Origin of the sequence: Cohaesibacter haloalkalitolerans (assembly GCF_003574655.1) — a bacterium.
Classification (GTDB): domain Bacteria; phylum Pseudomonadota; class Alphaproteobacteria; order Rhizobiales; family Cohaesibacteraceae; genus Cohaesibacter; species Cohaesibacter haloalkalitolerans.
Map to the genome: position 1 here is coordinate 59811 of NZ_QNUM01000002.1, position 26368 is coordinate 86178.

Below are 26368 nucleotides of genomic sequence, written 5' to 3' on the forward strand. Positions count from 1 at the left end.
CGCCTCTGCGCTCTATTGACGAACCATCATTGAAAGAGGATGCGAGGACAAACGCCATGGCCAAACTGCGCCTTGATCAGGCACTGGTAGAGCGCGGCCTGTGCGCCAGCCGGGCGCGGGCACGGGATGTGATCAAGCGCGGCTTTGCGCTGGTGGATGGCCAGCCTGCGGCCAAGGCAAGCCAGATGGTTGGGCCAGAAGCGACGCTTGCCATCACCGATCCGGCGGCGGGCTATGTTTCGCGGGCGGCCCTCAAACTGATTGGCGGCCTTGACCATTTCGGTTTTGACCCGGTGGGACGGGTCGCCGTCGACATAGGCGCATCAACAGGGGGCTTCTGTCAGGTGCTGCTGGAACGCGGAGCGAGCGAGGTCTTTGGCATCGATGTCGGCCACGACCAGATGCATCCGAGTCTGCTGACCAATCCGTCCCTTCATTCGCTGGAAGGCGTGAATGCCCGGCATCTGGACAGGAGCCATGTGCCGGTGCCGTTTAGCGCTCTGGTCAGCGATGTTTCCTTCATTTCGCTCAAGCTGGCCCTGCCAGCGGCCCTTGCCATGGCCGAGGGAGGCAGCTTTGCAGTGCTGCTGGTCAAGCCACAGTTCGAAGTGGGCAAGGACGGAATCGGCAAGGGCGGGTTGGTGCGGGATGCGGCCGAAGGCGAACGGGCAGCACAGGCCATCGCCAACTGGCTTGATGGCAACGAGGATGAAGCCACGGCAGGCTGGACCGTTCGGGATCTCATCCCCTCGCCCATTCTCGGCGGGGATGGCAACAAGGAATATCTGCTCGGAGCGGTCAAGACGCACTGAGACACTCCTCGGATTCGTTTGGCTGGCGGAATGGCCTTCGTGCTGGTCTTATGCCCAGATGCTGACCAACAGTCCGGCGAAAATGATCCAGCCGATCTGGGTGTTCGAGCGGAAGAGCGTAAGACACTGGCCTGCGTTGCCGATGTCGAGTGTCCAGATCTGCCAGCCCATATGGGCAGCGGCAATGGCGAGGCCGACAAAGGCTGGCCACGAAACACCGGCAGTGGCAAAACAGAGGACCATGCACAGCACCATGACCGCATAGAAGAGGATCAGCCATTCGCGGGTGTTCTCGGCGAACAGCAGTGCGGTAGACTTGACCCCGATCATGACATCATCTTCCTTGTCCTGATGGGCATAGATGGTGTCGTAGCCGATGGTCCAGACGATGGCGCCCAGATACATCATCACCGGAGCAAGCGCCAGCTGGCCGGTGATCGCCGTCCAGCCGACCAGTGCCCCCCACGAGAAGGCAAGCCCGAGCACCAGCTGCGGCCAGTGAGTGATCCGCTTCATGAAGGGATAGATGGCGACGACACTGAGCGAGGCAAAGCCAAGCCAGATCGTGTAGCTGTTGAACTGCAACAGAACAAAAAGACCGATGAGCAGCTGGGCGATGAGCCAGCCCCATGCATTGCGGCGGGAAACCTGATGGCTCGGCAGTGGCCGGGAGCGTGTGCGCTCGACCTTTTCATCGATATTCTGGTCAACCAGATCATTATAGGTGCAGCCTGCCCCGCGCATGGCGACAGCTCCTAGCCAGAAGGCAGCGCCGTAATAGAGGATCTGCTCGACCGAGGGAATGCTCCCGGGGCCAGCAGTGGAAACCGCCAGCGTCATCGACCACAGACATGGCCACAGCAGCAGCCACCAGCCAATCGGGCGCTCCAGCCGGGACAGGCGGGCATAGGGCCGGAACCAGGCAGGCAGAAGCGTATCCGCCCAATGGCCGCGCACGGCATCCGCAACGCGCCCCTCTCCCAGTGTCGCCTGATCTTTCATTGCAATGTCCTTGGTCGTGAAAAGTAAGCCAGAAGGGTAGTCCAATCTATGTTGTGAGCTTTGCCCCAAGCGTGCAGCAAGGTCAACACCTCAAATTGTATTGATTTGTCCTGCAACAGTATCCTTTTGTATTATCTATACTAATTACAATTTGCATTTGGCCGCCAGACGCCATCCGGGCCCTGCTTTACTCCGCTCCTGTCTGCATTATGTAGGGGTGTGATGGGCAATGGCAACCAACATATACGGACAAAATTGCGTGAGGCGTTGCCATTTCGGCATTTCAGCATGGCTTTTTGGGCAACAATCGCCTTGTGGGCTTGATTTTGCGGCGGCCGAAGGGTAGCAGACGTGCATCTGTCCCATTCCGTGTTTTCCAGAGCCGTATCACAGGCTCTCTACCAAAAGGTGGCCCTGATGACCGATCGCCTCAATGTCCTTCTCATCGGCTCTGGCGGGCGCGAGCATGCGCTGGCCTACCGTCTCAAGACATCCCCCCGTCTTGGTGCGCTCTATGTGGCCCCTGGCAACGCCGGGATCCTGACACTGGCGCAAAAGGCCGACATCAGCGAGAGCGATCACGATGCGGTCATCGCCTTCTGCAAGGACAAGGCCATCGACTTCGTGATCGTCGGCCCGGAAGCACCATTGGTGGATGGTCTGGTCGACAGCCTCACGGGCGCGGGCATCCTGACCTTCGGCCCCACGAAAGAGGCCGCCCAGCTTGAAGGCTCCAAGGGCTACACCAAGGATCTGTGTGCCGAATTCGACATCCCGACAGCAGCCTATGCGCGCTTTGGTGATTGCCCTTCGGCGCTCGCCTATCTCAAGGATCATCCGGCCCCGATCGTTGTCAAGGCCGATGGCCTTGCCGCTGGCAAGGGCGTGACCGTGGCCATGAGCGACGCCGAGGCGGAAGCCGCCATCAGGGAATGCTTCGACGGCGCGTTTGGCGATGCCGGAGCGGAAGTCGTGATCGAAGCTTTCCTGCAGGGTGAGGAAGCCAGCCTGTTTGCGTTATGCGATGGCAAGACCGCTCTGCATCTAGCTTCGGCACAGGATCACAAGCCGGTTGGCGAAGGCGACACCGGCCCGAACACCGGCGGCATGGGCGCCTACAGCCCGGCTCCGGTGATGACCGATGCCCTCACGGAAGAGGTCATGGAGAAAATTGTTCGTCCGACCATCAACGGCATGGCCAGCCGCGGTGCGCCCTTCACCGGCATCCTGTTCGTCGGCCTGATGATCACCGACAAGGGGCCGGAGCTGATCGAATACAACGTCCGCTTCGGTGATCCGGAGTGCCAGACCCTGATGATGCGCCTTGAAAGCGACCTGCTCGAACTGCTGCTTGCTGCGGCCAAGGGCGAGCTGGACGGCGTCGATGCCAAATGGTCCAACGATGTGGTGATGAATGTGGTGCTCGCCTCCAAGGGTTACCCCGGCTCCTATGAGAAGGGCACCGTGATCGAGGATCTCTCCGCCGCCGAAGCCATCGAAGGCGTCACGGTTTTCCATGCTGGTACGGCCGAGAAAGACGGCAAACTGCTGGCGACCGGCGGCCGAGTCCTCAATGTCTGCGCCCGCGGCAAGACCGTGACGGAAGCCCAGAGCCTTGCCTACAAGGCGGTTGATGCCGTGCGCTGGGACAACGGCTTCTGCCGCCGTGATATCGGCTGGCGGGCCGTGGCCCGCGAACAGAAAGCCTGACATCCAGCCCAAGCGTCAATGCGCATTGGCTCATACCGATAGCAAAACCCGCCGCGATCCGATCGAGGCGGGTTTTTTGATGCTTTTGCGCTGCCCTTGAATTCTAGCGGCGGCGGAAGAATACCAGACACAGAGACCCCAGCCCGAGGATCAATCCGACGACAACACCCACGAGCGCGACGCGAACCCAATAGTTGATGCCGGCAAATTGCGCATTCAGATCGATAAACGGCGATAGGGCGACAACAATGAGGCCCGTGACCCAGCCGATGGCTGTGTTGATGATCTCTCCCAGATAGCCGATGACAATCGCCAGACCGTCGGTAATTGTTAATCCGACCCGGCCAATCGGGCTGGCTCGCCAGCGCTCTCGTTCCTGCCTGTGTCTGACTGTTTCGATTTCTTCGGGACTGTCTTCGCCACGCGCACTGAAGGTCAATCGTGCACTACCGGCTTTTGTCCCGTTGTTGCCGCCCATGAACAATCCGTGCCCTGAAAACAGATCCCTGCCAGAAGCCAGACCGGAGGAGAGGCTCGCCACATTCATGGTCACAGCTTCCCCGGCCTTCACGTCAAAAGCTTCATCCTCCACCTGGTTCTTCACCTCAACGACGCCTTCGTGCACGCGCACCTTGGCCCATTCATCGTCGATGGAAACGGTAAATTCGGTGCCTTTGACAACGGCAACCAGATAAGGTGTTTGCACCTTGAAATGCTGGCTCTTCTGCTTGTCTATCGACAGCGTGATTGTGCCCCGCGTCTGACGGACAATCGTCATGTCGGGCTTTGTTTCCTCTTCGGGAGGCAGGCTGAGCGTCGTGTTCGAGCTGACCTGGATATGCTGTTTGCCGTTTGACAGCATCAATCGGGTGCGTGGACCTGTCTTCAGCGTTTGGCCGGCAAGCAGAATCTGCCCGCTCTCAACCGCCACAGGCTCGGCTCCCGTCGCCTCAACATGGGCAACGCCACTCAATTGCAGAACTTTCCAGACATCAGACACAGGACTGACATCAGATACGGGATTGCTGGTTTCCTGCGCCTGGACAACCGCGCCAAGAGACAGGAAAAGCGCAACACAAATTGCGAACAGAGTTTTCAAGGTGGGTCCCCTTATTGTCCGCGCCATGTTCCGGATCACCCCCACCCCGCTCGCGATCCAAATTTGGCAGAACTAACCATGACAGGAGTATCAATAGGCCCAATCGGTGAAGGATCTTTAAACAGCGGCCAGACTCTGCGCTTTTGGTAAAGATTGTTCAAATATTCATTTGCATAAATAATAATCATATCTCTTAAATCGAGATTTTGTTCCTCCCGCAGGTTCCTTCCCTGGGGCTTCCTGATTTGCGCTGTGGAAAGCTCAACAGCAGGCATGCGCGATCCTTTCACCTGAATGAAATTCTCAATACGACAAAGCTGCACGAATCCTATAGTTTCATAGGATACAAAGGCGTTCCCACCTGAGTCACTGGCCATGTGACGCCGGAACGCGGACCCTCTGGAGGACCATGAGCAAGGTGACAGATCCTGTTGAAATCACGATAGACGAACTTGGCGGCAAAGGAGACGGGATCGCCTACCACAGCGGCGGCAGCCTTTACGTTCCCTATGCCCTTGCAGGGGAGCGCGTTCGGGTCACTCCCATGGGTGAACGAGGCGATCTGGAAGATGTCATCACGGCCTCTCCGCAACGGGCCGATCCGATCTGTCCGCTGTTCATGACCTGTGGCGGCTGCTCCATGCAGCATATGGATGCCGACCTTTATGGTGCATGGAAGGCGTCACTGGTGCGCGATGCACTGGCTTCACGCGGGTTCGATGATGTGCCCATCAATCCATTGATATCGACAAAGCCGGGAGGACGGCGCCGAGCCGTGCTAACCGCCCGGCTTATCGGGCGGCGGCTGTTGTTCGGCTATCATGAGGCACGTTCCAACCGGGTTGTCGATGTGGATCGCTGCCCGCTGCTGGTCCCTGCCCTCAATGCGTTGTTGCCCCGGTTGGCCGATTTCCTGCCGCTGTTCGTGACCAAGAAGAACGAAGCCCGCATCACCATGCTTGCCACCAGCTCCGGGGTCGACCTCAGCCTTGATGATGTCAAGGACATGCGCAACGGGCAGGATTATCTCAAGGCCGTCGAGATGGCCGAAACGCTGGATCTGGCGCGGCTCACGGCCAATGGCGACATCCTGCTCGAGCGCCGTCCGCCACTCCTTTCCATGGGCGGAGCCGAAGTCAGCCCACCACCGGGCGCCTTTGTGCAGGCCGAGGAAAGCGCCGAGCTGGCCATGGCCAAGATGGTGGTTGACAGCATTGGCGACGCCAAGCGGGTCATCGACCTGTTCTGCGGCTCCGGCACCTTTGCCCTCAGGCTTGCCAAAAAGGCTCAGGTCTGGGCTCTGGAGAGCGAGGACGCTGCGATCAAGTCGCTGGAGAAGGCCTGGCGCTTTGGCAATCAGCTCAAGGGCATCAAGATGGAACGGCGCGATCTTTTCCGCCGCCCCTTGCTGGCCGCCGAGATGAAGAAATTTGATGCGCTGGTGTTCGACCCACCTCGGGCCGGCGCCAAGGCACAGTGCGAGGAAATCGCCAAGACCCACATTCCGGTAGTCGTCGCGGTTTCCTGCAATCCCGGCACGCTGGCGCGTGATCTGCGCATTCTGGTCGATGGAGGCTACAAGATTGCCTCAGTCACGCCGGTTGACCAGTTTCTCTATTCCCCGCATGTCGAGTGCGTGGCGACGCTCACCCGCTGACCTCATCCGGGCGGCAGACAGCCGATCTCAACAGCTTTTGCGCTCCACTCTGGTTCTGCCGGGGTGGAGCGTTTGATTCCATTGGAAAAATACGCCACGGGCCGTCCTATTCCGCTGCATTTCGTCAGGCTCGACTTGATCTTGCCACGAAGCTGACTAGATATTGCATAAAATGACAAGTTTTGGGTGTGCATCAGCTCAAGCTCGGAAAGGGCACCGCCAGATGGTCCACATAAAGCGATGGGTGATCATCGCCTTCGCTATCATGCTGTTTGTCGTCGGGCTGGCTTCCGTCTGGACACCCGTGCCGATCGGCGCTGTGCTGATGACCTTTGCCACCTTCCTGCTGATTGCCTATAGCAGACGCGGCCGGGCTCTCGTGCGCGGTGTTCGCCGCCGGTCTGCCCTGATTGACAAGCAGATGCGCTGGTTCGAAACCCGCAGCAAGGCCAAGATGGTACGGGTTCTCAAGACCACTCAGCCTCTGGAATCCCGTTTGCGCTTTGGCACCAGACATATCAAGCCCTGACCGGATCAAAGCAGGCCCGACTAAGGCTGCTCCGTTGACATCTCTCCCTCATCCTTCCCCAATTCCCGGTTACCCGCTTTTGTCCCGGCGTCCTCCCCATGCTTTCATCTGCGGATTGGGGATCGCATCGCAAGGCAGGCAAAAGGCGGAGCCGCTGTCTTCCGTTTGTCACAGACCCGTCCTAATGGAAAGGAATCGGCCGCTCGCAATGGGCAGACCCCGTCATGCCTGAAGGCTGAATGGACACCCGGGAGACCGGTTGCCCATCGTGAAGGAGCGTCAAACGGTGATCACGAATCTCCGACAATGGGCGATATTGGGCTTCGCCTTTCTATGTCTGATTGCCGGGCTGGCAACGATCTGGCTGCCGATTCCCACCGGTGTGCCCCTGCTGGCGCTCGGCGCTTTTCTGGTGATCGCCAATAGCCGGACAGGCCGCAATGCGGTCCGTCGCCTGCGCAAGGCCATTGGCTGGCTGGACCATGCTCTGGTCTGGCTGGAGGACCGGGCAAGTCGCCCCTTCGGACGCGTTCTCAAGACCACCCGCCCGCTGATGACACGCCATCGTCGCAAAGCTGAAGAGGCATCGATACGCCAAAAGGCAGGGCGTGACAATCAGCCGGAAATCTAGGAGCCTTTCCTTGGTGAGCGTCAGCGTGGGGGTTTGAAATCCCCTTTCTGATTCAACCACTTAAAACATCAGGTTGCAAAACGATCAGGCGCCCACCCTACCAAGGACGCCTTGTGCGGATCGCGCCAAATCTTTATCTTTTGACAATGGTTTACAGGAACGCTGCGCGGCAAGAATCGCTCAATCGTTCTTTCGATGTTTCACACCACCACCCCCAAATGGCAGGAAGGCACAGGGGCTGGCCTGATCAGGATTGCGCGATGTATAAACCGATCGTCAAAGTGATAGAAGTGCCAACCGATGCACTCACGGCCTATCGTCTGTTCACGGTGGAGATGGGAAGCTGGTGGCCGCTTGATACGCGTTCCATTTCGATACACAGCACCGGGATTCCGGCCAAGGCGCTGGAAACCGATCCTCTCGCGGGCGGTGCCATCATCGAAATCGCATCCGACGACACGCGCCATGTCTGGGGCAATTTCACCGACTGTGACGAACCGAATTCGGTCGCGCTGGATTTTCACATGGGGCAGCCGATGGATCAGGCGACCCATCTGGTCGTCAGCTTCTTTGAAACCCGCCCCCAGCAGACCATGGTCAAACTGGTGCATGGCGGATGGGACTGTTATGGCCCGATCGCGTCGATGATGCGCGATGGCTATGACAAGGGCTGGAACGAGATCTTTTCGTTTCACTTTGCCCGGGCGTGCGAGAAAACCCGGTTTCTGCGCCGCGCCTGAGCGGACATCCGACGCGAGGGAAGCACGCCGAAGGATCGCACCAATTGCCCCCGCGAACCGGCATTCCCCCTTGAAGCAGAACACAATAAACGCCCGATTGTGCCTGACAATCGGGCGTTTTCATTCAAGGCCGCCAAATCCTCGGGAAGTACCTGCCCGAGCCTGGACGAGAGGGGGACCGAAAGCCCTTCGCGATCGAAATTCGATCCACGCAGGGCTATCCCGGTTTTGGCCATCCAGCGCCTGTCTGACCGAGGGGGACGATCAGACAGGAGATGCTTCAGAGGCCCAGAATGCTTTCAGCCGAAACATAATCATAGCCAAGAGCCTTGGCGACGGCTTCATAGGTTACCTTGCCGTCGTGGACGTTGAGGCCAGCACGCAGATATTTGTCATCCTTGCAAGCCTGTTCCCAGCCCTTGTTGGCCAGAGCCAGAGCGAACGGCAGGGTGGCGTTGTTAAGCGCGAAGGTCGAGGTACGTGCAACGCAGCCCGGCATGTTGGCAACGCAATAGTGAACAACACCGTCGACCACATAGGTCGGATCGGAGTGGGTGGTTGCCTTCGAAGTTTCAAAGCAGCCGCCCTGATCGATGGCCACGTCAACAACAGCAGAGCCCGGACGCATGGTCTTGATCATTTCGGCGGTGACCAGCTTCGGGGTTTCCGCACCCGGGATCAGCACGGTGCCGATGACCAGATCAGCCTTGGCAACGAGGCGAGCGATGTTGCCCTTGTTGGAATAGACCGTCTTGATGGCCGTACCGAAGCGGTCAACTGCAGCACGCAAGGCATTGGTGTTGCTGTCGACCATGGTCACGCTGGCACCCATGCCAAGAGCCACACGGGCCGCGTTGGTGCCGGACACGCCAGCGCCGATGATGACAACTTCAGCCGGATCAACGCCCGGCACGCCGCCGAGCAGAACGCCCATGCCGCCACCGGTGTTTTCCAGAGCCTGCGCACCGACCTGCGGAGCCAGACGGCCAGCCACTTCGGACATCGGGAACAGCAGCGGCAGAGCGCCGGTCGGGGATGTTACGGTTTCATAGGCGATGCAGGTTGCACCGGATTTGACGAGGTCTGCAGTCTGGGCAGGATCCGGAGCCAGATGCAGGTAGGTGAAGAGAAGCTGGCCGGGGCGCAGTTTGGCGCGCTCGACAGCAAGCGGTTCCTTCACCTTGACGACCATTTCGGCCTTGGCGAAGATTTCGTCCGGGGTAGCAACGATCGTGGCTCCTGCTGCGACATAGTCTTCGTCGGCACAGCCGATGCCAGCGCCAGCGCCGGTTTCAATCATCACTTCATGGCCGCAAGCGACCAGTTCCTGAACAGAGGACGGAACAAGACCAACGCGGTCTTCATGGTCCTTGATCTCTTTTGGGCATCCGATAAGCATTGTTTGGTTCTCCGTGGTGTATTGCTGCCAATACGTCGCCTTGTTGGGCGTGCACACCCTTCTGAGGGGTCATTCACACGCAGTTCGGGACGCTTTTGGGTCTTCGAATTACCTGTCAATGATGAACCAAATTTTGCGCAATGTGCGGCGAAAGGATCTTGTTTTACCAGTATCTTTTCGCATATAATTGCGCAAATTATCAAAATTATCGAATTTTCATGACGCTCGAAAAACTCGACAAAAGGGACCGCCAAATCCTCAATCTGCTGCAGGACAACGGACGGCTGAGCAACGCGGAGCTGGCAGAGAAGGTGAACCTTTCCCCTTCGGCCTGCCTCAGGCGCGTCAAGCAGCTGGAAGACAGCGGGCTGGTGGAAGGCTATCACATGCAGCTGGACATGAAGGCCTGCGGCATGTCGGGTGCTGCCTTCGTGTTCGTGACGCTTGATGGACAGGGACGGGATTCTTTGGCGCGCTTCGAGCGGGCAATCAAGGAAATCAACGAGATACAGGACTGCTACCTGCTCGCCGGACAGTATGACTATCTGTTGCGGGTCATCTATCGCAATGCGGCCGATCTGGAGCGCATCCACCACGACATCCTGACCAACCTGCCCGGCGTTGTCAGGGTCAACTCCACCCTGACTCTGAGAGCGGTCAAGCACACCGGCAAGCTCGAAGTCTGAAGAAATCCGACGCGATCACTTAGCCAGCGGGAAGCGCACGATCACGGTGAGACCACCGCCTTCGGTATCGGTCATCTCGATGGCGGCGTCATGGCTTTCGGCCACCTTGCGAGCAATTGCAAGGCCAAGACCAAAGCCAGACTTGTCGTTCATGGTCCGCGCCTTATCGCCACGGGCAAAAGGCTCCTGCAACAAAAACCTGTCTTCCAGAGCGATGCCCGGGCCATGATCGATCACCCGCAGGCAGGCAAAGGCGCCTTCCTTTTTCAGCGAGATTTCACAAGCCCCGGCGTATTTGACGGCATTGTCAATCAGGTTGTCGACCAAGCGGGAGAGATCGTTGGGACGGGCCAAAATGGTCAGGTTGGTGTAGTCGGTCAGTTCAACAGCTTCGCCAGCATCACTCCACTCACAGGCCAGACTGTCGACCAGACTGCTCAGTTCCAGACGGACCGGTTTCTCCCCAGTTTCTCCCTTGCTGAAATAGGTCATCAAGCGGGTCAGCAATCCGTCCATCATCGTAAGATCGCGCAGGAAAGCCTTGCGCAGCTCTTCCGGCTCGACCGTATCGGCCCTGAGGCGCAGGCGCGTAACCGGGGTACGCAAATCATGGCCAACAGCGGCCAACATGCGCGTGCGATCCTCGATCAACTGGTGGATGCGATCCTGCATCTTGTTGAGCGCCATGGACGCCACACGCAGCTCTGTGGGGCCAGCAACTTCGGCCATCTGCGGCTTGGCGTTTTCCTTGGCGATGTTGTTGGTCACCTGCGCCAGACGACGCAGGGGCCGGATCAGGAAAAGGATGGCCCACAGCAGCAGCAGCAGGGTGCACACAAGGGAGTAGATCAGGACATTTTCAAGCGCATGATTGGGCATTTCCGGCGCTCTGAGGGTAATGCTGGCGCTCAGGACACGCTGATCCGGCAGCCGGGAATAGACCGTCACCTGCGACTGATTGTCTTCAATTTGATGAACCGAGCGCGCAAAGGACAATCCGATTGCCTGAGGATTGGCAAAACCCTTTGCAATATCGGCACTAGAGGGAGGTTCTCCAAGAGGCGAGATCAGTCGTGACAGAAAACCTAGAGGTTCGGCAGGAGGGGCAGGCGGCAGATCGGCAACACCAATGTTGCGGCGCATCCACTCAAGCGACGCAACAACCGGGTCCGAGCCGGAGAGGAGCAAGTAGGTGACGTTGGGGTGCTCGACTCGTAGCTGTTGCAGAGCTGGCTCGACAGCATCTGACGGCAACTGCGCCAGGGCTTCGGCTATACCGACCTGGCGTTCGGAATAGAGCATGATTGGCGGAGCCAGCGGCGCCACACGCGCCGCCTGCACCGAAACATAGATGCCGGTCAAGAACATTCCCATTGCCAGAATCAGAAGGATCAGCAACTGACCGGCAATGGAATTGAGAAAGTGGAACCAGCGAGCCTTTCTCATACAGTCTCGCGCTGTTCATGGACTTCCGCGATGAACTCATAGCCACCGGAACGAACGGTGTGAATGAGTTTCTGGCTGTTCGGTCCGTTTTCCAGCTTGCGGCGCAAACGGGAGATCAGGATGTCGATACTGCGCTCGGTCGCGCCGGAGCTCGGGCCCTGTGTCAGCTCGATCAACTGTTCACGGGTCAATGTCAGGCCGGGTCTTTCGCAGAAAACACGCAGCAGATCGAACTCGGCTGGCGTCAGATGGATCTGCACGCCATTGTAATCGTTTAACTCTCGTTTTCTGATGTCGAGCTGCCATTTGCCTCCGAAATAGAGGATTGGCGCCTGCATGCGGCTGTCCTTGATCGACATGCGGCTGCGACGCAGCATTGCCTTGATGCGAGCTTCCAGCTCCCTGGGATTGAACGGCTTGGCCATGTAATCGTCAGCGCCCAGTTCCAACCCGACCACCCTGTCGATATCCTCGCTCTTGGCAGAGAGAATCATGATGGGTACTGTTGAAATGGACCGAATGCGGGAGCAAATGCTCAACCCGTCTTCGCCGGGAAGCATGACATCCAAAAGGATCAGGTCGATATTGCTGCGGGCCAAAATGGCGTCTGCCTCGCGCCCGTTGGAAGCCAACGAGGCCATCCAGCCATTGCGCTGCAATAACGCAGCCAGCAGCGACTGGATTTCAGTGTCATCTTCGATGACCAGGATGTGCGTTGTATTCTGCATGGCGTTTCTTCTGGTTCAAGTGGAATCATGTTTGCGGGCTTGTTGAGAAAAAATCAAAGGAACCTTCAGCTTTTGCGCAGATTTTCTCACGGTTTTGTTTCCTGCCATGTCTATATCAGAATCCGAAACACGCAGACATTGTTAGAAATATGCAAGAGCACGTGCAATTGAGAATTATCCCAGTTTATGAGGCACCATGCGCGGGACAATCGCTCACCACTTCCCCGATGACCCCCACTAAAAGCTCTGCATCAGGAGAATCGGTCCGGGACCGCATTTCTTCAGCCCCACAGATTTCAAACGATCTGGAAAGATGTGACCCTGTGCCAAACAGGAAAGACAAGCAACAAAATGAGCTGCTGAACTTTCAGTCTGTGAGGGCGAATAGGATATACGGCGGGCAAGAGCCTCTGGGGCTTTTCTGTTGGAGGAAAAGAGAGGCAGCAGACAAACATCCACCACTGCCCAGACCTGTCCTGACAGGCGCCTCTGCTCAGGGTTTTCAAACACGGGAGGCCCACGATCCGGGAGACTGCAAAACGAAGGAGCCTTAGAACAGGCGGTTCTTTATGCCAACAACCATGGAGAACAAATGCTTGGTCAGAATTCCGATTGCCGTCAAAAATAACATGTTGCGCATAATATAAACCTCATCAACAGAGCTTTCACTCTCATAACTCTCAAGAGAGGACTTTGTTCCATCGCCATCGAAATTTTTCACTTCTTTATATGGTGGCATTTTCGATCGCTTCAACTGGCCTGTCCGCCCTGCCCCGTGGCTTCTTCCAGAATTCCGGACTGACATGCGGGGCGTTTGCCCTTTCAGCCGTCTCGACAGCAATTCCCTGTCGTGCAATCGGGTTGCTCTGCTTGGCCAATTCCTCATTGCCCTGTCAGATCATCAATCCCGTTTCACCACTGTCGCGGTGGTCCAAGTTCAGAACATCATCGAGTTTTCAAATTCGCGTCAGAATTTCTCTTGCCTCTGAAAGATACGCACAAAATCCCTCAGGATTATGGCATGAGGTAACCCCGCTGCAGCAAATTGTATCAAACTGTAACCCGGGGCCGAGCGACAAATCGAAAAACCTCCGATAGCCATTTGCGACCACTGCGGGTAAAGCGAAACCGTAAAATTCTTTTGATCTATTTAATTTCTCCAAGAACACAAAAAGAACAAAAATCAAACAAATGAATCGCACCCGGAACACCGGACCATCAAAGAGAACATACAGAAAACAAACATACGTAAATCCATTTGATTTCTAATGGGTTTTTGGTAAATTCGCACTACTTAACCCATCATTAATTTTTTTCTGACAATCGGCGCTATCAGCTACACACAGGGTCAACCGCGTTTGCAGTTCAGGTGGTTGCTTTGTTGGCGGAAATCTGCCTAATCATGCCCGCAGAGAGTATCCGTTACCGAAAGGCTTACAAGCCATGTCATTCACCCAGCCCCTGTTGATGGCACCCGAGTTGTTTCTCGACAAGATCGTGCCGATTTTCTTTTATGCCGGGCTGATTGTCTTTGCCATGACCGGAGGCCTACGGGCTCTGCAGTCGGAAATGGATTTCTTCGGCGTGTTGATGGTCGGCTTTGTGACAGCCACTGGTGGCGGCACCCTGCGCGACATCCTCATTGGCGCTTTGCCCGTCAACTGGGTCAGCGACCCGACGCCGCTGGCCATTGTCATGCCAGCATCCCTTTTGGCCTATGCGGTCGAGCGCATCGGCTGGTCTCAGCGCCAGATCTTCAACTGGATCGATGCCATCGGCATGGCAATCTTCTCGGTGACAGGTACCGTGCTGACCCTGGAGCTTGGCCACCATCCGGCAATCTGCATCATGATGGGCGTGATCACTGCAACCTTTGGCGGCCTCATCCGCGACATCCTGTGCAACGTGGTGCCCTTCCTGCTGCGGCAGGAGATCTATGCCACGGCGGCGCTTCTTGGCTCTTGCCTGTTTGTCGGCTTCCACTATCTGGAGGTGGATCCGGCAATCAGCGCCATCATCTCGATGGGTGCGGCGCTGCTGCTGCGTGGACTGGCGATCCGCTACAAGTTCAATGTGCGGGATGAAGACCAGAAAGCCTCCCCCCGCATCATCCAGCGCTGATCGCCCACCCGCCAGCTTCGCAAGACAGACCTGCCGGCTTCAGCCTCAAAGGGCATGCACCATTTGCACGCGCAAGGGCTGGAAACCGAGCTGCTCATAAAATCTCTTTGCTCCTTCATTGAAGTCATAGACGTTGAGCAGCATTTCCTTGGCGCCATTGCTGCGTGCCCAGGTCTCCGCTTCACCAAGCAGGGCCCGCGCCACGCCCTGCCGCCGTATGGTTTCGTCAACCACCAGATTTTCGACCTCGAAAATGACCCGCACCGGGTAGACCGGGCCCGGCGGGCAGGTTCTCAGCGTCACAAGGCACAGGCCAATAAGCCGCGATGCCTCCCCCTCAAGGCTGGGGCAGCTTTCTGCCAGCAACAGCGCCCTGTCGGCGCAATGGATAACCTCGGCGATATACTCGCGAGAACGCGGTGCCTCATCCTGTTTGTGCGGGAAGCGCTGCGGGTCACGGGCCTGATGGTAGCCGTCGAGCTGACGCCACAGCGGTTCCATGGCCTCGAAATCATCAAGGCGCGCCTGTCGTATGGTGAAGGGTCGTATCTTTGAAAGATGGGTCATGTCGTCTCTCCTTGCCTCGGTCTTTGAGCGAGGGCGTTTCAGGGTGCGGAGATCAGACATCAGAAACAAGAAGACCACCGAACCCGGTGGTCTGTCTTAAGCACGCAAAAGCCAACCACCCATCTAACAGGATGGGTACCAATAGGATACGGTAGCGATGGTCAGGTTTTTGCTCATGCAGGCAAAATAAGCGCAGGGGCGGCATCGGTCAAGAGACATCTTGCCACCGGCGGCCGGGAACCCACGCTTTCCGCAAAGGCCGGAGCGCCCATCCTGCGCCTTCCCCGAAAGGCCTGTCCGGTCAGCCATTGCCGAGCGGCCTTGCCCCATGCCGTCCTCAGATTTCATCCATCGCCTTGATGGCCTCGTTAAAGCGGATGACATGATCGGCAAACTGGCAAAGATCCTCGCCCGGCCAGTCTTTCATCATGGTCTGCAGGCTCCGGCGACGGGCAAGCTGCATCTGCTGGAACAGCTCAAGCCCCTTTGCTTCAATCTCGATCATGATCCCGCGGCCATCATCGGGATTGCTTTTGCGCAGAACATATCCCTTCTTCTCCATGGCCACGATCTGTCTGGTCACCGTGGATTGGTCAAGCCCGAGCATGGTGGCCAGTTCGCCACTGGAGTGGGCTCGTTCCCTGAGCACCATCAGGGCAAGATAGTGCGCCCGTTCAAGAGGATAGCGTCTTTTCCGATAGATCGAATCCAGTCGCCGGATCATGAAGGCGATCTCCCGCTCCAGCTGGGAAATAGCATCAGCAGAACGAGCATCCGACTCGCCTGTGCCCGCGTCCTGTCCGTTGGTCTCACTATGCTCAGACATGCATATCCTCCGTCATTTTATTTTCTTGTACCATACAACTTGATTTCCATGCGGGCTATCTGTAGTTTTTCCAAACTTGTTTCCTCCCCATCGGGGACAGCATCGATCGCGTTTCTTCCCATTTCATTTCTGCGAGTAATCCATGTCTGCGACAGAGTCCCATCTTTCCATTGCCACCCCCAAGGCGGCAAGCAGTTTCAGGGATCAGCCGATTGCCGTCTGGGCCACTGCATTTGCCTGCGTTGTCGGCTTCATGTCAATTGGTCTGGTTGATCCAATCTTGACAGCCATCGCTGCGGGCCTCCATGCGTCGGCCAGTCAGGTGTCCCTGCTCTTCACATCCTACTTCTTCGTCACCTCGATCATGATGCTGATCACCGGCTTCGTATCCAGCCGCCTTGGCAGCCGCGTCACCCTGCTGATCGGCGCTGCTCTGATCATCGTCTTTGCGGCGTTGGCGGGCACCTCCCAATCTGTCGCCGAGCTGATCGGCTTCCGGGCCGGTTGGGGGCTGGGCAACGCCTTCTTCGTGGTGACGGCCCTGTCGGTGCTGGTGGCGGTCACCCGCGGTGGTACGGGCAAGGCCGTGCTGATCTATGAGGCCGCCATCGGGCTTGGCCTCTCGGGAGGTCCGCTCGTCGGAGCGCTGCTCGGCGCACAGTCGTGGCGTTATCCCTTCTTCGGAACGGCGACCCTGATGGCAATCGGCTTTGTGTCGATCCTGCTATTCCTGCCGAAATTGCCAAAGCCTGACAAGAAGATAGCCATCAGCGCACCGATCAGGGCCCTTGGCCATCCGGGGCTGTTCACCGTTTCGCTCGCGTCCTTCTTCTACTTCTTCGCCTTTTTCACTGTGCTGGCCTTTGCGCCCTTTGTTCTGGATCTGTCGGCCTACGCAGTCGGCGGCATCTTCTTTGGCTGGGGCGTTTTGCTGGCGATCTTTTCGGTGTTTGTCGCACCGCGCGTTGATGCCCGTTTTGGCATCCTGCCGGTGATTTCGGTCTGTCTCGTTCTGCTGGCAACGATGCTGATTGCCATGGGTGTTGGCAGCAAGCTGGTGGTGGCAGTCTGCGTCATTCTTTCCGGCGCGGTCATGGGGGTGTGCAACACGCTGTTTACGGAACTGGCGCTGGAAGTGTCGGACGTTCCGCGCCCTGTTGCCTCGGCCGGTTACAATTTCCTGCGCTGGTTTGCCGGTGTCATCGCTCCATTCGCAGTCCCTCATCTGGCAGAATCATTCGGGGTTCTGCCGGCCTTCTCTGTTGCCGCTGTGGCGGCCCTTCTGGCGCCGGTCATCATGGGACTCCGGCGGGCCAGCATCGCCCCTGCCACGCATGAAGCCAGCTCGGCAGCAGGCGTGCAGCAGGCCTCGGTCGTCATCGCTGTTGATGGCAGTAACCGGGACGTCCGTGTGATCGAACAGGCCATTGCGCTGGCGCGGGCATCAGCCGTCAGCAAGGTCACAGCCTTGCATGTGCGGATGCGGGAAGTTGTCGAAGGAGAGGAGGCAGCTCTGGAAAGTGAGGAAAGGGCCAGGCGCATTCTGGCCGATGCCAGCAGCCGACTTGCGGCAGGTGGGCTCGACGTCGATGTGCTTCTGCTCGATGCACCAGCCGGTCAGGCAGCCCGCAGGGCCGTTGATCATGCCCGTGCGGCAGGGGCTCGGCATCTGGTGCTCGGAGCACCGCACGCCCATGAGATCGAGGATCTCCTTCACGGCAGCTTTGCCCTGACGACAAAGGCTCTGGTGCACACCACGAAAGATGGCCCGTCGGTATTCTTCGCCTACTGACGGGCACACACACGCATCCTTATCGCCATGAATGGACAAGGCGAACCAGTTGCTTCTCACGAAAGCCCCTCATCAACCGTGCTCATGGCCGGTGACGGGGCGGGAGTCAATAGATAATGGAGGATGCGGGCCAGCAGGCAAGCCGCTCGCATGGATCAATTCAAGCCGAAAGGCCGATCAGTTCACGGAAAGCCAGAACAGGCCGTAGGCGACCAGCCCCAGACTCAGCATTGCGGCATATTTGGCGACATCAATGGAAGCGCTTTTTGCGATTGCTTTTTTTGCCATTTTTTCCACCTGTTCCTAAGACCATTGCTCAAGTGTAAGAAGCAAAAGTGAATCAGATGTGAACTTTTGCTCTTCCTTATATTTAGGCACACCCGCGAAGAGTTCAAATGGTTCCAAAGATTAATTTGTCCTTTAGAGCCAGAAATCCGCACCGTTTGCCCCTTCTTATCGCCGAACAGGGCATTTTTCACACGCACCCCCTGCCAAAGAACAATACCCATCGTGTTGAAAAGCACTCTTCCAACCCACGGCAGGCAGGAAGAGTGTATCGAAATGTAACCAGAAAGGAGACTGCGACATTTCATGACAATTGCGGGAATTGTCGAGATTTTTTTGAGCAGAAGCTGCAGTATGCTTGGCAATAGTATCGATAAAATCTCTTGAGCGGAGACGCTGCAATGTCTTTCAGACGCATTATTTTTTGGACCCACCTTGTCGTGGGCGTAGCCACCGGCCTTGTCATTTTTGCGTTGGCCTTTACGGGCGTCATGTTGACCTATGAGGCGCAGATCAAGGCAGCCTTTGATCCATCGGTTGCTCCGACAGCCGACTATACCGAGATGATGTCGGCTGACGACATCATGAAGATCGCCCAACCGGCATTTCCGGGCGAGACCGCCACGCTCAATTTCTACAGCGATGCGTCAAAGCCGGTTTCTGTGTCTGCCGGACGGCATGAAGCCAAGCTGATCGATCCCTACAGCGGCGCCTTCATCGAGGCAGACAGCAATCCGACTGAAGGTTTCTTCGGACTGATGGAAAACATTCACCGCAATCTGGCGATGGGCTTCGACTCCGCCGGCAGCCAGATGGTCAAGATCAGCAACGTCGCCTTCCTGTTCATCATCCTGTCGGGTATCTATCTATGGCTGCCGCGCAAATGGAAATGGTCCTTCATCAGGCAGAAGATCTTCTTCCAGAAAATGCCGACCGCCAAGGCGCGCGACTTCAACTGGCACCATGTCTTTTCCTTCTGGGTGGTGATCCCGCTAGTGGCGGTGGTCGGCTCCGGGGCCGTGCTGTCCTATCAGTGGGCCAACAATCTGGTGTTTGCCGCAGCGGGCCTTGAAGCGCCACAGGGGCGCGGACAGGGCAAGGGCATGTGGGCCAAGAGCTCAGGTGGCGGTACTTCCTCGCTGCCTGCCGAGCAGTTGGTTTCCTTCCAGTCCATTCTGGACAAGGCAGAGGGCGTGGAAAGCAACTGGAAGACCATTTCCATCATCGTTCCGGCCTCTGATCAGGCCAAGACGGTCGATGTGCTGATCGACACCGGCAATGGCAAACAGGGTGCAACCCAGCAGACCATCACCTATGATCGCGAGAGTGGCGAGGTTGCTTCGGTCAAAGGGCCGGATGAAATGGCCACCCCGACCCAGTCGCTGCGGCGCTACATCCGCTTCCTGCACACCGGCGAGGTCTATGGGGTAATCGGGCAGACCCTCGCGGGTATCGCATCTCTGGCCTGCCTGTTCCTCGTCTGGACCGGCTTTGCCCTGGCCTGGCGGCGCCTCATCTCGCCGCTGTTCCGGCCAAAGGCCAAACCGACGCTTAGCATGCGCTAGGCCATCGGACACATTGTGGGCCCCTTCCGCACAAGCGGGTGGGCAAGCGAAACCCGCAGAGCTTTTTAAGGCTCTGCGGGTTTTTCATTGTTGCTCAATAGCGGACGGGTCTGCTCAGATGATATCCGTGCCCGAGATCTCAAGGCCAAAACCATCCAGCCCCACATAAGTGCGCTCGCGAGACGACAGCAGACGGATAGAGGAAATGCCAAGGTCTTTCAGGATCTGCGCGCCAAGCCCGATGTCGCGCCAGCTATTCTCGCGGCCTTTTGCACTTTTATGCTCTTCATTCTGGGCCAGTTCCAGAGCGTCACGCGGGCGCATGGAGCCAGTGGCCACACAAGGCGAGCCATCACGCAAATAGACAAGAACGCCACGATCAGCGGCAAATCTCTCGGAAATCTTGTCAAGAGTGCCGGAGGTGCCGAAAATGTCGGCCAGCACGTTTTCCTGATGGATACGAACCGGAATGTCCTTGCCATCGCGGATATCGCCGAAAATCAGGGCGACATGTTCCATATCATCGAACTTGGCCTTGAAGGTCACAGCGCGGGCCGGGCCGAAACGGGTGTCGATCTGGAAGTCTTCAATGCGGTCAACCAGACGCTCGATGCGCTGACGATAGGCGATGAGGTCGGCAACGGATACATGGGTGATGCCATGCTCTTTGGCAAAGGCGATAATGTCCGGGCCTTTCTTGACCGTGCCATCATCATTGACCAGCTCGGAAATCACACCAACCGGAGGCAGGCCAGCCAGATTGCAAAGGTCAACAGCTGCTTCGGTATGGCCGGAACGGACCAGCACGCCGCCTTCCTTGGCGATCAGCGGGAAGATATGACCAGGGCGGACGAAATCGGTGGCACTGGAGTTGCCATTGGCAAGGCCATGCACGGTGATGCTGCGTTCTTCGGCAGAAATGCCCGTGGTGGTGCCATGCTTGAAGTCCACCGATACGGTGAAGGCCGTCGAGAGCGGCGCATCATTGTGCGCAACCATCGGGGTCAGGTTGAGGCGGCGGGCATTCTCGCCCGTCATTGGCGCACAGACGATGCCTGAGCTGTGGCGAATGATGAAGCCCATCTGTTCAGGGGTGATCTTGGTCGCGGCAACGATCAGATCGCCTTCGTTTTCACGATCGTCATCGTCGGTGACGACCACCATTTCCCCTTTTTCAAATGCGCGAATGGCTTGCGCAACCCGTTCCATGTCGGCCATGTCGTTACTGTCCTCGTTGTTGTTATCCGTTGTCCGGTGCTGGTTTGCTCTTGTTGTTATTCTGCTTGTTCCGGGAGGCCTCGACCCTGCGTATTGACCCAGTACCGGTCAACGAGAGAGCGACAGTGTCCCTGCGGCCTAGACATAGTCCTTGTCCGCGAAAAAACAATCCTACATTCCGCCCTGTTGTGCCCGATGCAGCAGCGTGTGGTCGGCCAGAACCAGCGCCAGCATGGCCTCGCCAACCGGCACAGCGCGGATGCCCACGCAAGGGTCGTGGCGTCCCTTGGTCATGACATCCACTTCCTCGCCGGAGCGGGTGATAGACTTTTTCGGGGTCAGGATGGAACTGGTTGGCTTGATGGCAAAGCGCACCACGACATCCTGCCCGCTGGCGATACCGCCAAGGATACCTCCTGCGTGATTGGAGAGAAACTCCGGCTGTCCGTCCGGCCCGATGCGCATTTCATCGGCATTTTCTTCACCTGTCAGACAAGCTGCGTTGAATCCTTCACCGATCTCGACACCCTTGACCGCGTTGATCGACATCATCGCACTGGCGATATCCTGATCGAGCTTGGCATAGATCGGCGCGCCCAAGCCGGCAGGAACGCCAGAGGCAACAATCTCGATCACCGCGCCGATGGAGGAGCCAGATTTGCGGATACCGTCAAGATAGTCGGCAAAGAAGGCCGCAGCCTCCTTGTCCGGGCAGAAGAAGGGATTGTTGTTAACCTCGTCCCAGTCCCAGTTGGCGCGATTGATCTTGTGCGGGCCCATTTGCACCAGAGCGCCGCGGATCGTGATGTCGGGAATGACCTTGCGGGCAACGGCACCGGCAGCAACGCGCATGGCGGTTTCGCGAGCCGAGGAGCGGCCACCGCCACGATAGTCGCGGATGCCGTATTTGGCATCATAGGTGAAGTCGGCATGGCCGGGACGATAGCGTTCGGCAATGTCGCCATAGTCCTTGGAGCGCTGGTCGGTGTTGTGAATGATGAGGCTGATCGAGGTACCGGTGGTCACCTGCTCACCGGTCTGGGGATGAGCGAAGACGCCGGACAGGATGTCCACCTGATCGGCTTCCTGCCGCTGGGTGGTATAGCGCGACTGGCCCGGACGGCGACGGTCCAGGTCCTTCTGGATGTCCTCGCGGGTCAGGCCGATCAGCGAAGGGCAACCGTCGACGGTGCAGCCAATGGCCGGCCCGTGGCTTTCCCCCCAGGTGGTAACGCGAAAGAGGTGTCCGAAACTGTTATGTGACATGTGTGGCGGGCTTCCCGTCTCTAGCGATCATCCGAGATGCGTGGCATATCGGCACCGACGGGAACCCTGTCCCCGAAGCCCCATGCCCATGCACGACGTCTCGCGACCGGGCGTACCGCAGCCGTTGCTGTGCACGCCAAGATAAATCCAACGAAACTGTCATAAAGAGCAAGGAGGAAAAGGTCAAACGCCTGAGCACATTTAAGCGCATATTTAGGGGCGTATTTATGCTCATGCCAGCTCAGAGACCAGCTCTGGGGCCAGCTCTGGGGCCAGCTCTGATACCAGCTCTGGGCTGTGGTCGGGGTGGATACGCGACCAAGCGCACCCATTCCCGAGAATCCCGGGCGGGTATGCCTAGCGGCGGCGCTGATCACATTCAGGAGGAGGCGGAAGACGCGCTTGCCAGCAGCGTCTTCCTAATATTCGACCGAATGCTGAGCATCAGAGCCCGCTATTTGGCAAAGGTCGTGGACCAGTAACGGTTGCCCTTGCCGATGATCTTGTTGCCCACCTTCTGGCCACAGTCCCGCATGGTCTTGTGTGTCCAGTCTCGGGCACCGCTGACGCCGTTGTAGAGGACCATGGTGATCTGGTCATCATTCTTGTAAAGCTCATAGGTCGTGTAGATATGGCGGCTCTGTTTGGGGCTGCGCATGGAAACCCGTTCATAGAGATGGACGCGCCCTCCGCGCGTATCACTCAGGGTTTCGTAGCTCCAGTAGTCACCCAACTGGCCCTTGTTGGCACTGCCGATGTTGAACACCACTTCCTTGTCGGGAAAGCGCGGATCGATCCGGGAGATGGATCCCGATCCGGCCTTGAAGTGGTAGTCGCGCCCCGATGATTCATTGCCACCGCTGCAATAAAAGGAGCTTCCAGCCAATGCACTGACGATATCCTCGGAGGCAGCCGAGGCACCATGTGAGACCATGACACCACACACCAGTATCATGCCGGCAAGTTTCTTCGATATCCTCATTTCCAAGCTTCCCCAGACACACGGGTTTGGAAACCGTGTCTTAAGCTGATTTTGTTGAGATTCCCGTTTGCCGGGGAACATTATCAAAAGCTTCCTAAATTTTCGTCAGGAGCCGGGGGTAAATTTGAGAAAGATTTATCTATAACTTGAGTCAACGAGTGCGTGCATGGCAGAAATCTGCGCGTTTTCTTGCGACTCTTATTTCAAACATTTGAATAAACTGAAGAAATATGTGCCACATGATCAGGCAGAAATGGCGAGATCAGATCCAGCTCGCCTCCTGACCATCCCAGAAATAAATCTTGTCTTGTGGGGTTTTCAGCAACGGAGCTTCGAGTTCAGGCACTTTTTCCAGGAAATAGCGCACGATACGCAACACGCCGCCATGGCCGATGACCACTGTCGGCTTGTCCAGATTGTGGAACCAGCCTCCGACCCGCTCGGACAGCATCTGATAGCTTTCACCGTTTGGCATGCAGGTGCGCCATTTGTCCTTCTCGCGTTCCCAATAGAGCTCCGGCTCGCGTTCCTTGATCTCCTCCAGCGTCCAGCCTTCCCAGTCGCCGAAGGAAAATTCGATCAGCTTGTCTTCAAAAGTGACACTCCTGGCCCACTCGCTGCCTGACCAGCCAGCCTCTTCCATCACCAGCGCCAGCGTCTGGCGGGTGCGCGTCATCGGACTGCAGAACAGATTGGCTTCGGAAGGATCGGGGAGGATTTCGGCCAGCACTCGCCCGTTGCGACGCGCCTGCCCCTCACCCTTCACATTGAGCGGAATGTCCTTCTGGCCCTGATACCGATATTCGGCGTTCCAGTCGGTTTCACCATGGCGAATGTAGTAAATGGGCGGGATCGGCATCATCTCTCCTTGGTGCATGCGGTTGGCTCGTTCGGTTGAGGCCAGAGGCTCGGTCCGGGTCCGGCGCTGGCGGCAAAGTGTTCAGCCTTCCATCCTGAGCGCGGGTCACCCTTAAGGGCCCTTCAGTTTGATGCCGTCTTTAGGCCATAAAAAAGCATCCGCGGCAACTGCCAAATTTGGCAGACCACGGATGCATAATGCGGCAGCTATAGCAAGGCCCGGACGAAACCGGGCCTTGAAAGACGGGAAAGACGACGGCGCCTAAACGGTGATGTCCGGAGCGTCGACAGCCTTCATGCCGACAACATGGTAGCCAGCATCCACATGGTGGATTTCGCCGGTTACGCCACGTGCAAAGTCGGACAGCAAATAGACGGCGGAATCACCGACTTCCTCGATGGAAACAACACGGCGCAGCGGCGAGTTGTATTCGTTCCATTTGAGGATGTAGCGGAAGTCGCCGATGCCGGAAGCAGCAAGGGTCTTGATTGGCCCTGCGGAAATGGCATTGACACGGATGTTGTTCTTGCCCAGATCTTCGGCCAGATATTTGACCGAGGTTTCCAGAGCAGACTTGGCAACGCCCATGACGTTGTAGTGCGGCATGACCTTTTCAGCACCATAATAGGTGAGGGTCAGCAGCGAGCCGCCTTCCGGCATGAGCTTTTCGGCGCGCTGGGCGATTGCCGTGAAGGAATAGGCCGAAATGAACATCGACTGGGTGAAGTTTTCGGCAGTGGTGTCGATGTAGCGGCCGGTCAGTTCGTCCTTGTCGGAGAAGGCAATGCAGTGCACGACAAAATCAATTGTGCCCCACTCTTCGGCCAGATTGGAGAAAACGGCATCGATCGTTGCACCATCGGTCACGTCGCAATGTCCCACCACAAGGGCATCAAGCTGTTCGGCGAGCGGCTCTACACGCTTCTTCATTGCATCACCCTGATAGGTCAGGGCCAGCTCCGCGCCAGCGTCCTTGCAGGCTTTGGCAATGCCCCAGGCGATGGAACGGTTGTTGGCAACACCCATAATCAGGCCGCGTTTGCCCTTCATCAATTGTGGTTTGTCAGACATAGGAACCTCTTGATTCTGTCGCGAGTGTCTCGCGTAATTCTGTGCCCCGCAGCCATCAGCGGTCAGGGCCAAGTAAGCCGGATGGTTGCAGTTTAAACCCTGCCAAGGCCTGTTCCTGAAGCAGCCCTGATAAAACTACCAGAAATGAATGCTGGAAACAGTGATCGGCGGAAGGTTGACAGGGCAATTTCCTGCCTCCATGGCCCCCCACCATGGCCTTCGTGCAAACCATCACGAGATATGTGTGGCCTTTATCAACCATGTTGCAACAAAATTGCAATGCCTAAATTCAGGTGCGATCATACGGCTGTGCTCAATATTTGTTACAGATTCTTAACCGCGCCGTATGGCAAAGCCCCATTTGTGACGCCCGGTTCGGGTGGCTCCGTTCCTGCAGAATAATGACAGGCGTGAAAATACGGATATGCATACCTCCCCCTAGAAGACGAACGGCATTAGCTCGTTCGGCACGAACCAGCCGTGCGACACGGCAGAGCCAACCGAGGGAGACTGAACAAGACAGACACGAGACAGGCGTGAAGCTGGCACAAGGCTGGCATGAAACCGGCGCAAAAAGGCAGGGCACCCGCTGACGCGGACATCCTGCCTCTGATTATCATTGCGCCCTCCTGCCGGTTGAGCCCGACAGGAAAACGGCTAAGTTTCACGCGATGGCCGAGATCTGCATGCGGCTTCTGGGCTGGTCCGGCAGAAATTGATATCCTGCAAGGACACCCTCCAACGCGACGCCAAGACGCTGCTGCAAATCGAAACTGCGTTCGTCATTCAGCCACAGCTGCCCCATCCCGAAGAGGATGGACAGCATGATGTTGCTGATATCTTGCGGTTTCAAGAGATCGCTAACCTGCTTCTTGTCCCGGGCGGCGGAAAACAGCCGTTCCAGGGTATAGGTCAGTTGCGAGATGGCGCATTTGTTGCCCCGTCCCGATGCTTCGACCATGGGCAGTTCTGCCTCTGCGGCAATACTGCGCTGACAGATCAAGGTCAGCCACACACCCGGCGAACGCTCGAAACTGGCCCCCATCTGGAAGATGACGTCCTGAAGCAGATTGATCGGATCGCTCCACATTTCGGAACGACCGATCAGCAGTTTCAGTTCATCGATCACCCGCAGGTTGGCTTCCTCGAGAATTGCCCGATGCAATTGCTGCTTTGATCGAAAATGCCGGAAAATTGCCGGCTGAGAAATGCCTACCTTGTAGGCAAGTTCCGTTGTTGACAGCGACAAGTGTCCTGACGCGGCGATACAATCGAACGCAGCGTTCACGATCTCGAGCTGTCTTCTGGCGCTGTTCATACGTTGAACAGGCCTCTTTCTTGAAGATGAACCCATATTAGGCATCCAGCTGTCCCCTT

Annotated in this window: 25 protein-coding genes; 10 read left to right on the forward strand and 15 right to left on the reverse strand. The window is 57.3% G+C overall.

Annotation, left to right across the window (positions count from 1 at the left end; translation table 11 throughout):
• The first annotated feature begins 56 nt into the window (after positions 1–56).
• Positions 57–812 (forward strand): TlyA family RNA methyltransferase, encoded by a 756-nt coding sequence (locus DSL70_RS04160; protein ID WP_119306669.1) that lies wholly within the window; start codon positions 57–59, stop codon positions 810–812.
• Between the two features lie 48 nt (positions 813–860).
• On the opposite strand, the gene ubiA is transcribed toward DSL70_RS04160, so the two are convergent.
• The gene (gene ubiA / locus DSL70_RS04165) at positions 861–1814 is read right to left on the reverse strand and encodes a 4-hydroxybenzoate octaprenyltransferase (protein ID WP_119307252.1); all 954 of its coding nucleotides are present in this window, start codon (positions 1812–1814) and stop codon (positions 861–863) included.
• Positions 1815–2231: 417 nt separating this feature from the next.
• Between ubiA and purD the strand changes: the two genes are divergently transcribed.
• Positions 2232–3524, forward strand: coding sequence for a phosphoribosylamine--glycine ligase (purD, locus tag DSL70_RS04170; RefSeq protein WP_119307253.1), 1293 nt, complete (start codon positions 2232–2234; stop codon positions 3522–3524).
• Positions 3525–3627: 103 nt separating this feature from the next.
• On the opposite strand, the gene DSL70_RS04175 is transcribed toward purD, so the two are convergent.
• Both DSL70_RS04175 and DSL70_RS04180 read right to left on the reverse strand, forming a co-directional pair.
• Complete coding sequence (locus DSL70_RS04175) at positions 3628–4623, reverse strand: FecR domain-containing protein (protein WP_162916339.1); 996 nt, start codon at positions 4621–4623, stop codon at positions 3628–3630.
• Between the two features lie 35 nt (positions 4624–4658).
• Positions 4659–5000: a hypothetical protein gene (locus DSL70_RS04180; RefSeq protein ID WP_162916340.1), complete on the reverse strand. Its 342-nt coding sequence runs from the start codon at positions 4998–5000 to the stop codon at positions 4659–4661.
• Positions 5001–5032: 32 nt separating this feature from the next.
• Between DSL70_RS04180 and DSL70_RS04185 the strand changes: the two genes are divergently transcribed.
• From DSL70_RS04185 to DSL70_RS04200, 4 genes are all read left to right on the forward strand, one after another.
• Positions 5033–6280 (forward strand): class I SAM-dependent RNA methyltransferase, encoded by a 1248-nt coding sequence (locus tag DSL70_RS04185; RefSeq protein ID WP_119306672.1) that lies wholly within the window; start codon positions 5033–5035, stop codon positions 6278–6280.
• Between the two features lie 223 nt (positions 6281–6503).
• Entirely contained in the window at positions 6504–6809 is a 306-nt protein-coding gene (locus DSL70_RS04190; protein ID WP_119306673.1) for a hypothetical protein, read from the forward strand.
• 286 nt (positions 6810–7095) lie between these two features.
• Complete coding sequence (locus DSL70_RS04195; protein WP_205563152.1) at positions 7096–7440, forward strand: hypothetical protein; 345 nt, start codon at positions 7096–7098, stop codon at positions 7438–7440.
• Between the two features lie 260 nt (positions 7441–7700).
• A complete protein-coding gene (locus tag DSL70_RS04200; protein WP_119306674.1) occupies positions 7701–8180 on the forward strand; it encodes an SRPBCC domain-containing protein in 480 nt (159 codons plus the stop codon).
• Between the two features lie 280 nt (positions 8181–8460).
• Here DSL70_RS04200 and ald read toward each other — a convergent pair whose 3' ends face one another.
• Positions 8461–9579 (reverse strand): alanine dehydrogenase, encoded by a 1119-nt coding sequence (gene ald, locus DSL70_RS04205; protein ID WP_119306675.1) that lies wholly within the window; start codon positions 9577–9579, stop codon positions 8461–8463.
• A gap of 218 nt (positions 9580–9797) precedes the next feature.
• On the opposite strand from ald, the gene DSL70_RS04210 reads away from it, so the two are divergent.
• Positions 9798–10265 (forward strand): Lrp/AsnC family transcriptional regulator, encoded by a 468-nt coding sequence (locus DSL70_RS04210; protein ID WP_119306676.1) that lies wholly within the window; start codon positions 9798–9800, stop codon positions 10263–10265.
• Between the two features lie 15 nt (positions 10266–10280).
• On the opposite strand, the gene DSL70_RS04215 is transcribed toward DSL70_RS04210, so the two are convergent.
• From DSL70_RS04215 to DSL70_RS04225, 3 genes are all read right to left on the reverse strand, one after another.
• Positions 10281–11711 (reverse strand): ATP-binding protein, encoded by a 1431-nt coding sequence (locus DSL70_RS04215; protein WP_119306677.1) that lies wholly within the window; start codon positions 11709–11711, stop codon positions 10281–10283.
• Positions 11708–12439, reverse strand: a complete 732-nt coding sequence (locus DSL70_RS04220; protein WP_119306678.1) for a response regulator — start codon at positions 12437–12439, stop codon at positions 11708–11710. The genes DSL70_RS04215 and DSL70_RS04220 overlap by 4 nt, the downstream gene beginning before the upstream one ends.
• A gap of 550 nt (positions 12440–12989) precedes the next feature.
• The gene (locus DSL70_RS04225; protein ID WP_119306679.1) at positions 12990–13178 is read right to left on the reverse strand and encodes a hypothetical protein; all 189 of its coding nucleotides are present in this window, start codon (positions 13176–13178) and stop codon (positions 12990–12992) included.
• 704 nt (positions 13179–13882) lie between these two features.
• On the opposite strand from DSL70_RS04225, the gene DSL70_RS04230 reads away from it, so the two are divergent.
• A complete protein-coding gene (locus DSL70_RS04230) occupies positions 13883–14560 on the forward strand; it encodes a trimeric intracellular cation channel family protein (RefSeq protein WP_119306680.1) in 678 nt (225 codons plus the stop codon).
• Positions 14561–14605: 45 nt separating this feature from the next.
• Here the strand turns inward: DSL70_RS04230 and DSL70_RS04235 are convergent, their stop codons facing one another.
• Positions 14606–15127: a GNAT family N-acetyltransferase gene (locus DSL70_RS04235; RefSeq protein WP_162916341.1), complete on the reverse strand. Its 522-nt coding sequence runs from the start codon at positions 15125–15127 to the stop codon at positions 14606–14608.
• A gap of 337 nt (positions 15128–15464) precedes the next feature.
• Positions 15465–15953, reverse strand: coding sequence for a MarR family winged helix-turn-helix transcriptional regulator (locus DSL70_RS04240; protein WP_119306682.1), 489 nt, complete (start codon positions 15951–15953; stop codon positions 15465–15467).
• 142 nt (positions 15954–16095) lie between these two features.
• On the opposite strand from DSL70_RS04240, the gene DSL70_RS04245 reads away from it, so the two are divergent.
• A complete protein-coding gene (locus DSL70_RS04245; protein WP_119306683.1) occupies positions 16096–17745 on the forward strand; it encodes an MFS transporter in 1650 nt (549 codons plus the stop codon).
• Positions 17746–18431: 686 nt separating this feature from the next.
• Entirely contained in the window at positions 18432–19595 is a 1164-nt protein-coding gene (locus DSL70_RS04250; RefSeq protein ID WP_119306684.1) for a PepSY-associated TM helix domain-containing protein, read from the forward strand.
• A gap of 114 nt (positions 19596–19709) precedes the next feature.
• On the opposite strand, the gene ribB is transcribed toward DSL70_RS04250, so the two are convergent.
• From ribB to DSL70_RS04280, 6 genes are all read right to left on the reverse strand, one after another.
• On the reverse strand, positions 19710–20813 hold the full coding sequence (ribB, locus tag DSL70_RS04255) for a 3,4-dihydroxy-2-butanone-4-phosphate synthase (RefSeq protein ID WP_119306685.1): 1104 nt from the start codon (positions 20811–20813) through the stop codon (positions 19710–19712).
• Between the two features lie 171 nt (positions 20814–20984).
• Positions 20985–22079 (reverse strand): chorismate synthase, encoded by a 1095-nt coding sequence (gene aroC, locus DSL70_RS04260; protein ID WP_119306686.1) that lies wholly within the window; start codon positions 22077–22079, stop codon positions 20985–20987.
• A gap of 454 nt (positions 22080–22533) precedes the next feature.
• Positions 22534–23034: a hypothetical protein gene (locus tag DSL70_RS04265; protein WP_162916342.1), complete on the reverse strand. Its 501-nt coding sequence runs from the start codon at positions 23032–23034 to the stop codon at positions 22534–22536.
• Between the two features lie 289 nt (positions 23035–23323).
• Positions 23324–23938 (reverse strand): histidine phosphatase family protein, encoded by a 615-nt coding sequence (locus tag DSL70_RS04270; protein WP_119306688.1) that lies wholly within the window; start codon positions 23936–23938, stop codon positions 23324–23326.
• A 243-nt stretch (positions 23939–24181) separates the two neighbouring features.
• Positions 24182–24991 carry an enoyl-ACP reductase FabI gene (gene fabI, locus DSL70_RS04275; RefSeq protein ID WP_119306689.1) on the reverse strand — a complete coding sequence of 270 codons (810 nt, stop codon included), beginning with the start codon at positions 24989–24991 and terminating at the stop codon, positions 24182–24184.
• A 664-nt stretch (positions 24992–25655) separates the two neighbouring features.
• Entirely contained in the window at positions 25656–26354 is a 699-nt protein-coding gene (locus DSL70_RS04280; protein WP_119306690.1) for a TetR family transcriptional regulator, read from the reverse strand.
• Positions 26355–26368: the final 14 nt, after the last annotated feature.

Bases quoted from the DNA above. Each gene is read 5' to 3' on its own strand.
- DSL70_RS04225 (WP_119306679.1), bottom strand. From the start codon at position 13,178: ATGCCACCATATAAAGAAGTGAAAAATTTCGATGGCGATGGAACAAAG.
- DSL70_RS04160 (WP_119306669.1), top strand. From the start codon at position 57: ATGGCCAAACTGCGCCTTGATCAGGCACTGGTAGAGCGCGGCCTGTGC.
- DSL70_RS04265 (WP_162916342.1), bottom strand. From the start codon at position 23,034: ATGATACTGGTGTGTGGTGTCATGGTCTCACATGGTGCCTCGGCTGCC.
- DSL70_RS04190 (WP_119306673.1), top strand. From the start codon at position 6,504: ATGGTCCACATAAAGCGATGGGTGATCATCGCCTTCGCTATCATGCTG.
- DSL70_RS04240 (WP_119306682.1), bottom strand. From the start codon at position 15,953: ATGTCTGAGCATAGTGAGACCAACGGACAGGACGCGGGCACAGGCGAG.
- DSL70_RS04230 (WP_119306680.1), top strand. From the start codon at position 13,883: ATGTCATTCACCCAGCCCCTGTTGATGGCACCCGAGTTGTTTCTCGAC.
- ribB (WP_119306685.1), bottom strand. From the start codon at position 20,813: ATGGCCGACATGGAACGGGTTGCGCAAGCCATTCGCGCATTTGAAAAA.
- DSL70_RS04245 (WP_119306683.1), top strand. From the start codon at position 16,096: ATGTCTGCGACAGAGTCCCATCTTTCCATTGCCACCCCCAAGGCGGCA.
- DSL70_RS04250 (WP_119306684.1), top strand. From the start codon at position 18,432: ATGTCTTTCAGACGCATTATTTTTTGGACCCACCTTGTCGTGGGCGTA.
- DSL70_RS04235 (WP_162916341.1), bottom strand. From the start codon at position 15,127: ATGACCCATCTTTCAAAGATACGACCCTTCACCATACGACAGGCGCGC.
- DSL70_RS04210 (WP_119306676.1), top strand. From the start codon at position 9,798: ATGACGCTCGAAAAACTCGACAAAAGGGACCGCCAAATCCTCAATCTG.
- aroC (WP_119306686.1), bottom strand. From the start codon at position 22,079: ATGTCACATAACAGTTTCGGACACCTCTTTCGCGTTACCACCTGGGGG.
- ubiA (WP_119307252.1), bottom strand. From the start codon at position 1,814: ATGAAAGATCAGGCGACACTGGGAGAGGGGCGCGTTGCGGATGCCGTG.
- DSL70_RS04270 (WP_119306688.1), bottom strand. From the start codon at position 23,938: ATGCACCAAGGAGAGATGATGCCGATCCCGCCCATTTACTACATTCGC.
- DSL70_RS04180 (WP_162916340.1), bottom strand. From the start codon at position 5,000: ATGGCCAGTGACTCAGGTGGGAACGCCTTTGTATCCTATGAAACTATA.
- DSL70_RS04185 (WP_119306672.1), top strand. From the start codon at position 5,033: ATGAGCAAGGTGACAGATCCTGTTGAAATCACGATAGACGAACTTGGC.
- DSL70_RS04215 (WP_119306677.1), bottom strand. From the start codon at position 11,711: ATGAGAAAGGCTCGCTGGTTCCACTTTCTCAATTCCATTGCCGGTCAG.
- DSL70_RS04280 (WP_119306690.1), bottom strand. From the start codon at position 26,354: ATGCCTAATATGGGTTCATCTTCAAGAAAGAGGCCTGTTCAACGTATG.
- purD (WP_119307253.1), top strand. From the start codon at position 2,232: ATGACCGATCGCCTCAATGTCCTTCTCATCGGCTCTGGCGGGCGCGAG.
- fabI (WP_119306689.1), bottom strand. From the start codon at position 24,991: ATGTCTGACAAACCACAATTGATGAAGGGCAAACGCGGCCTGATTATG.
- ald (WP_119306675.1), bottom strand. From the start codon at position 9,579: ATGCTTATCGGATGCCCAAAAGAGATCAAGGACCATGAAGACCGCGTT.
- DSL70_RS04200 (WP_119306674.1), top strand. From the start codon at position 7,701: ATGTATAAACCGATCGTCAAAGTGATAGAAGTGCCAACCGATGCACTC.
- DSL70_RS04220 (WP_119306678.1), bottom strand. From the start codon at position 12,439: ATGCAGAATACAACGCACATCCTGGTCATCGAAGATGACACTGAAATC.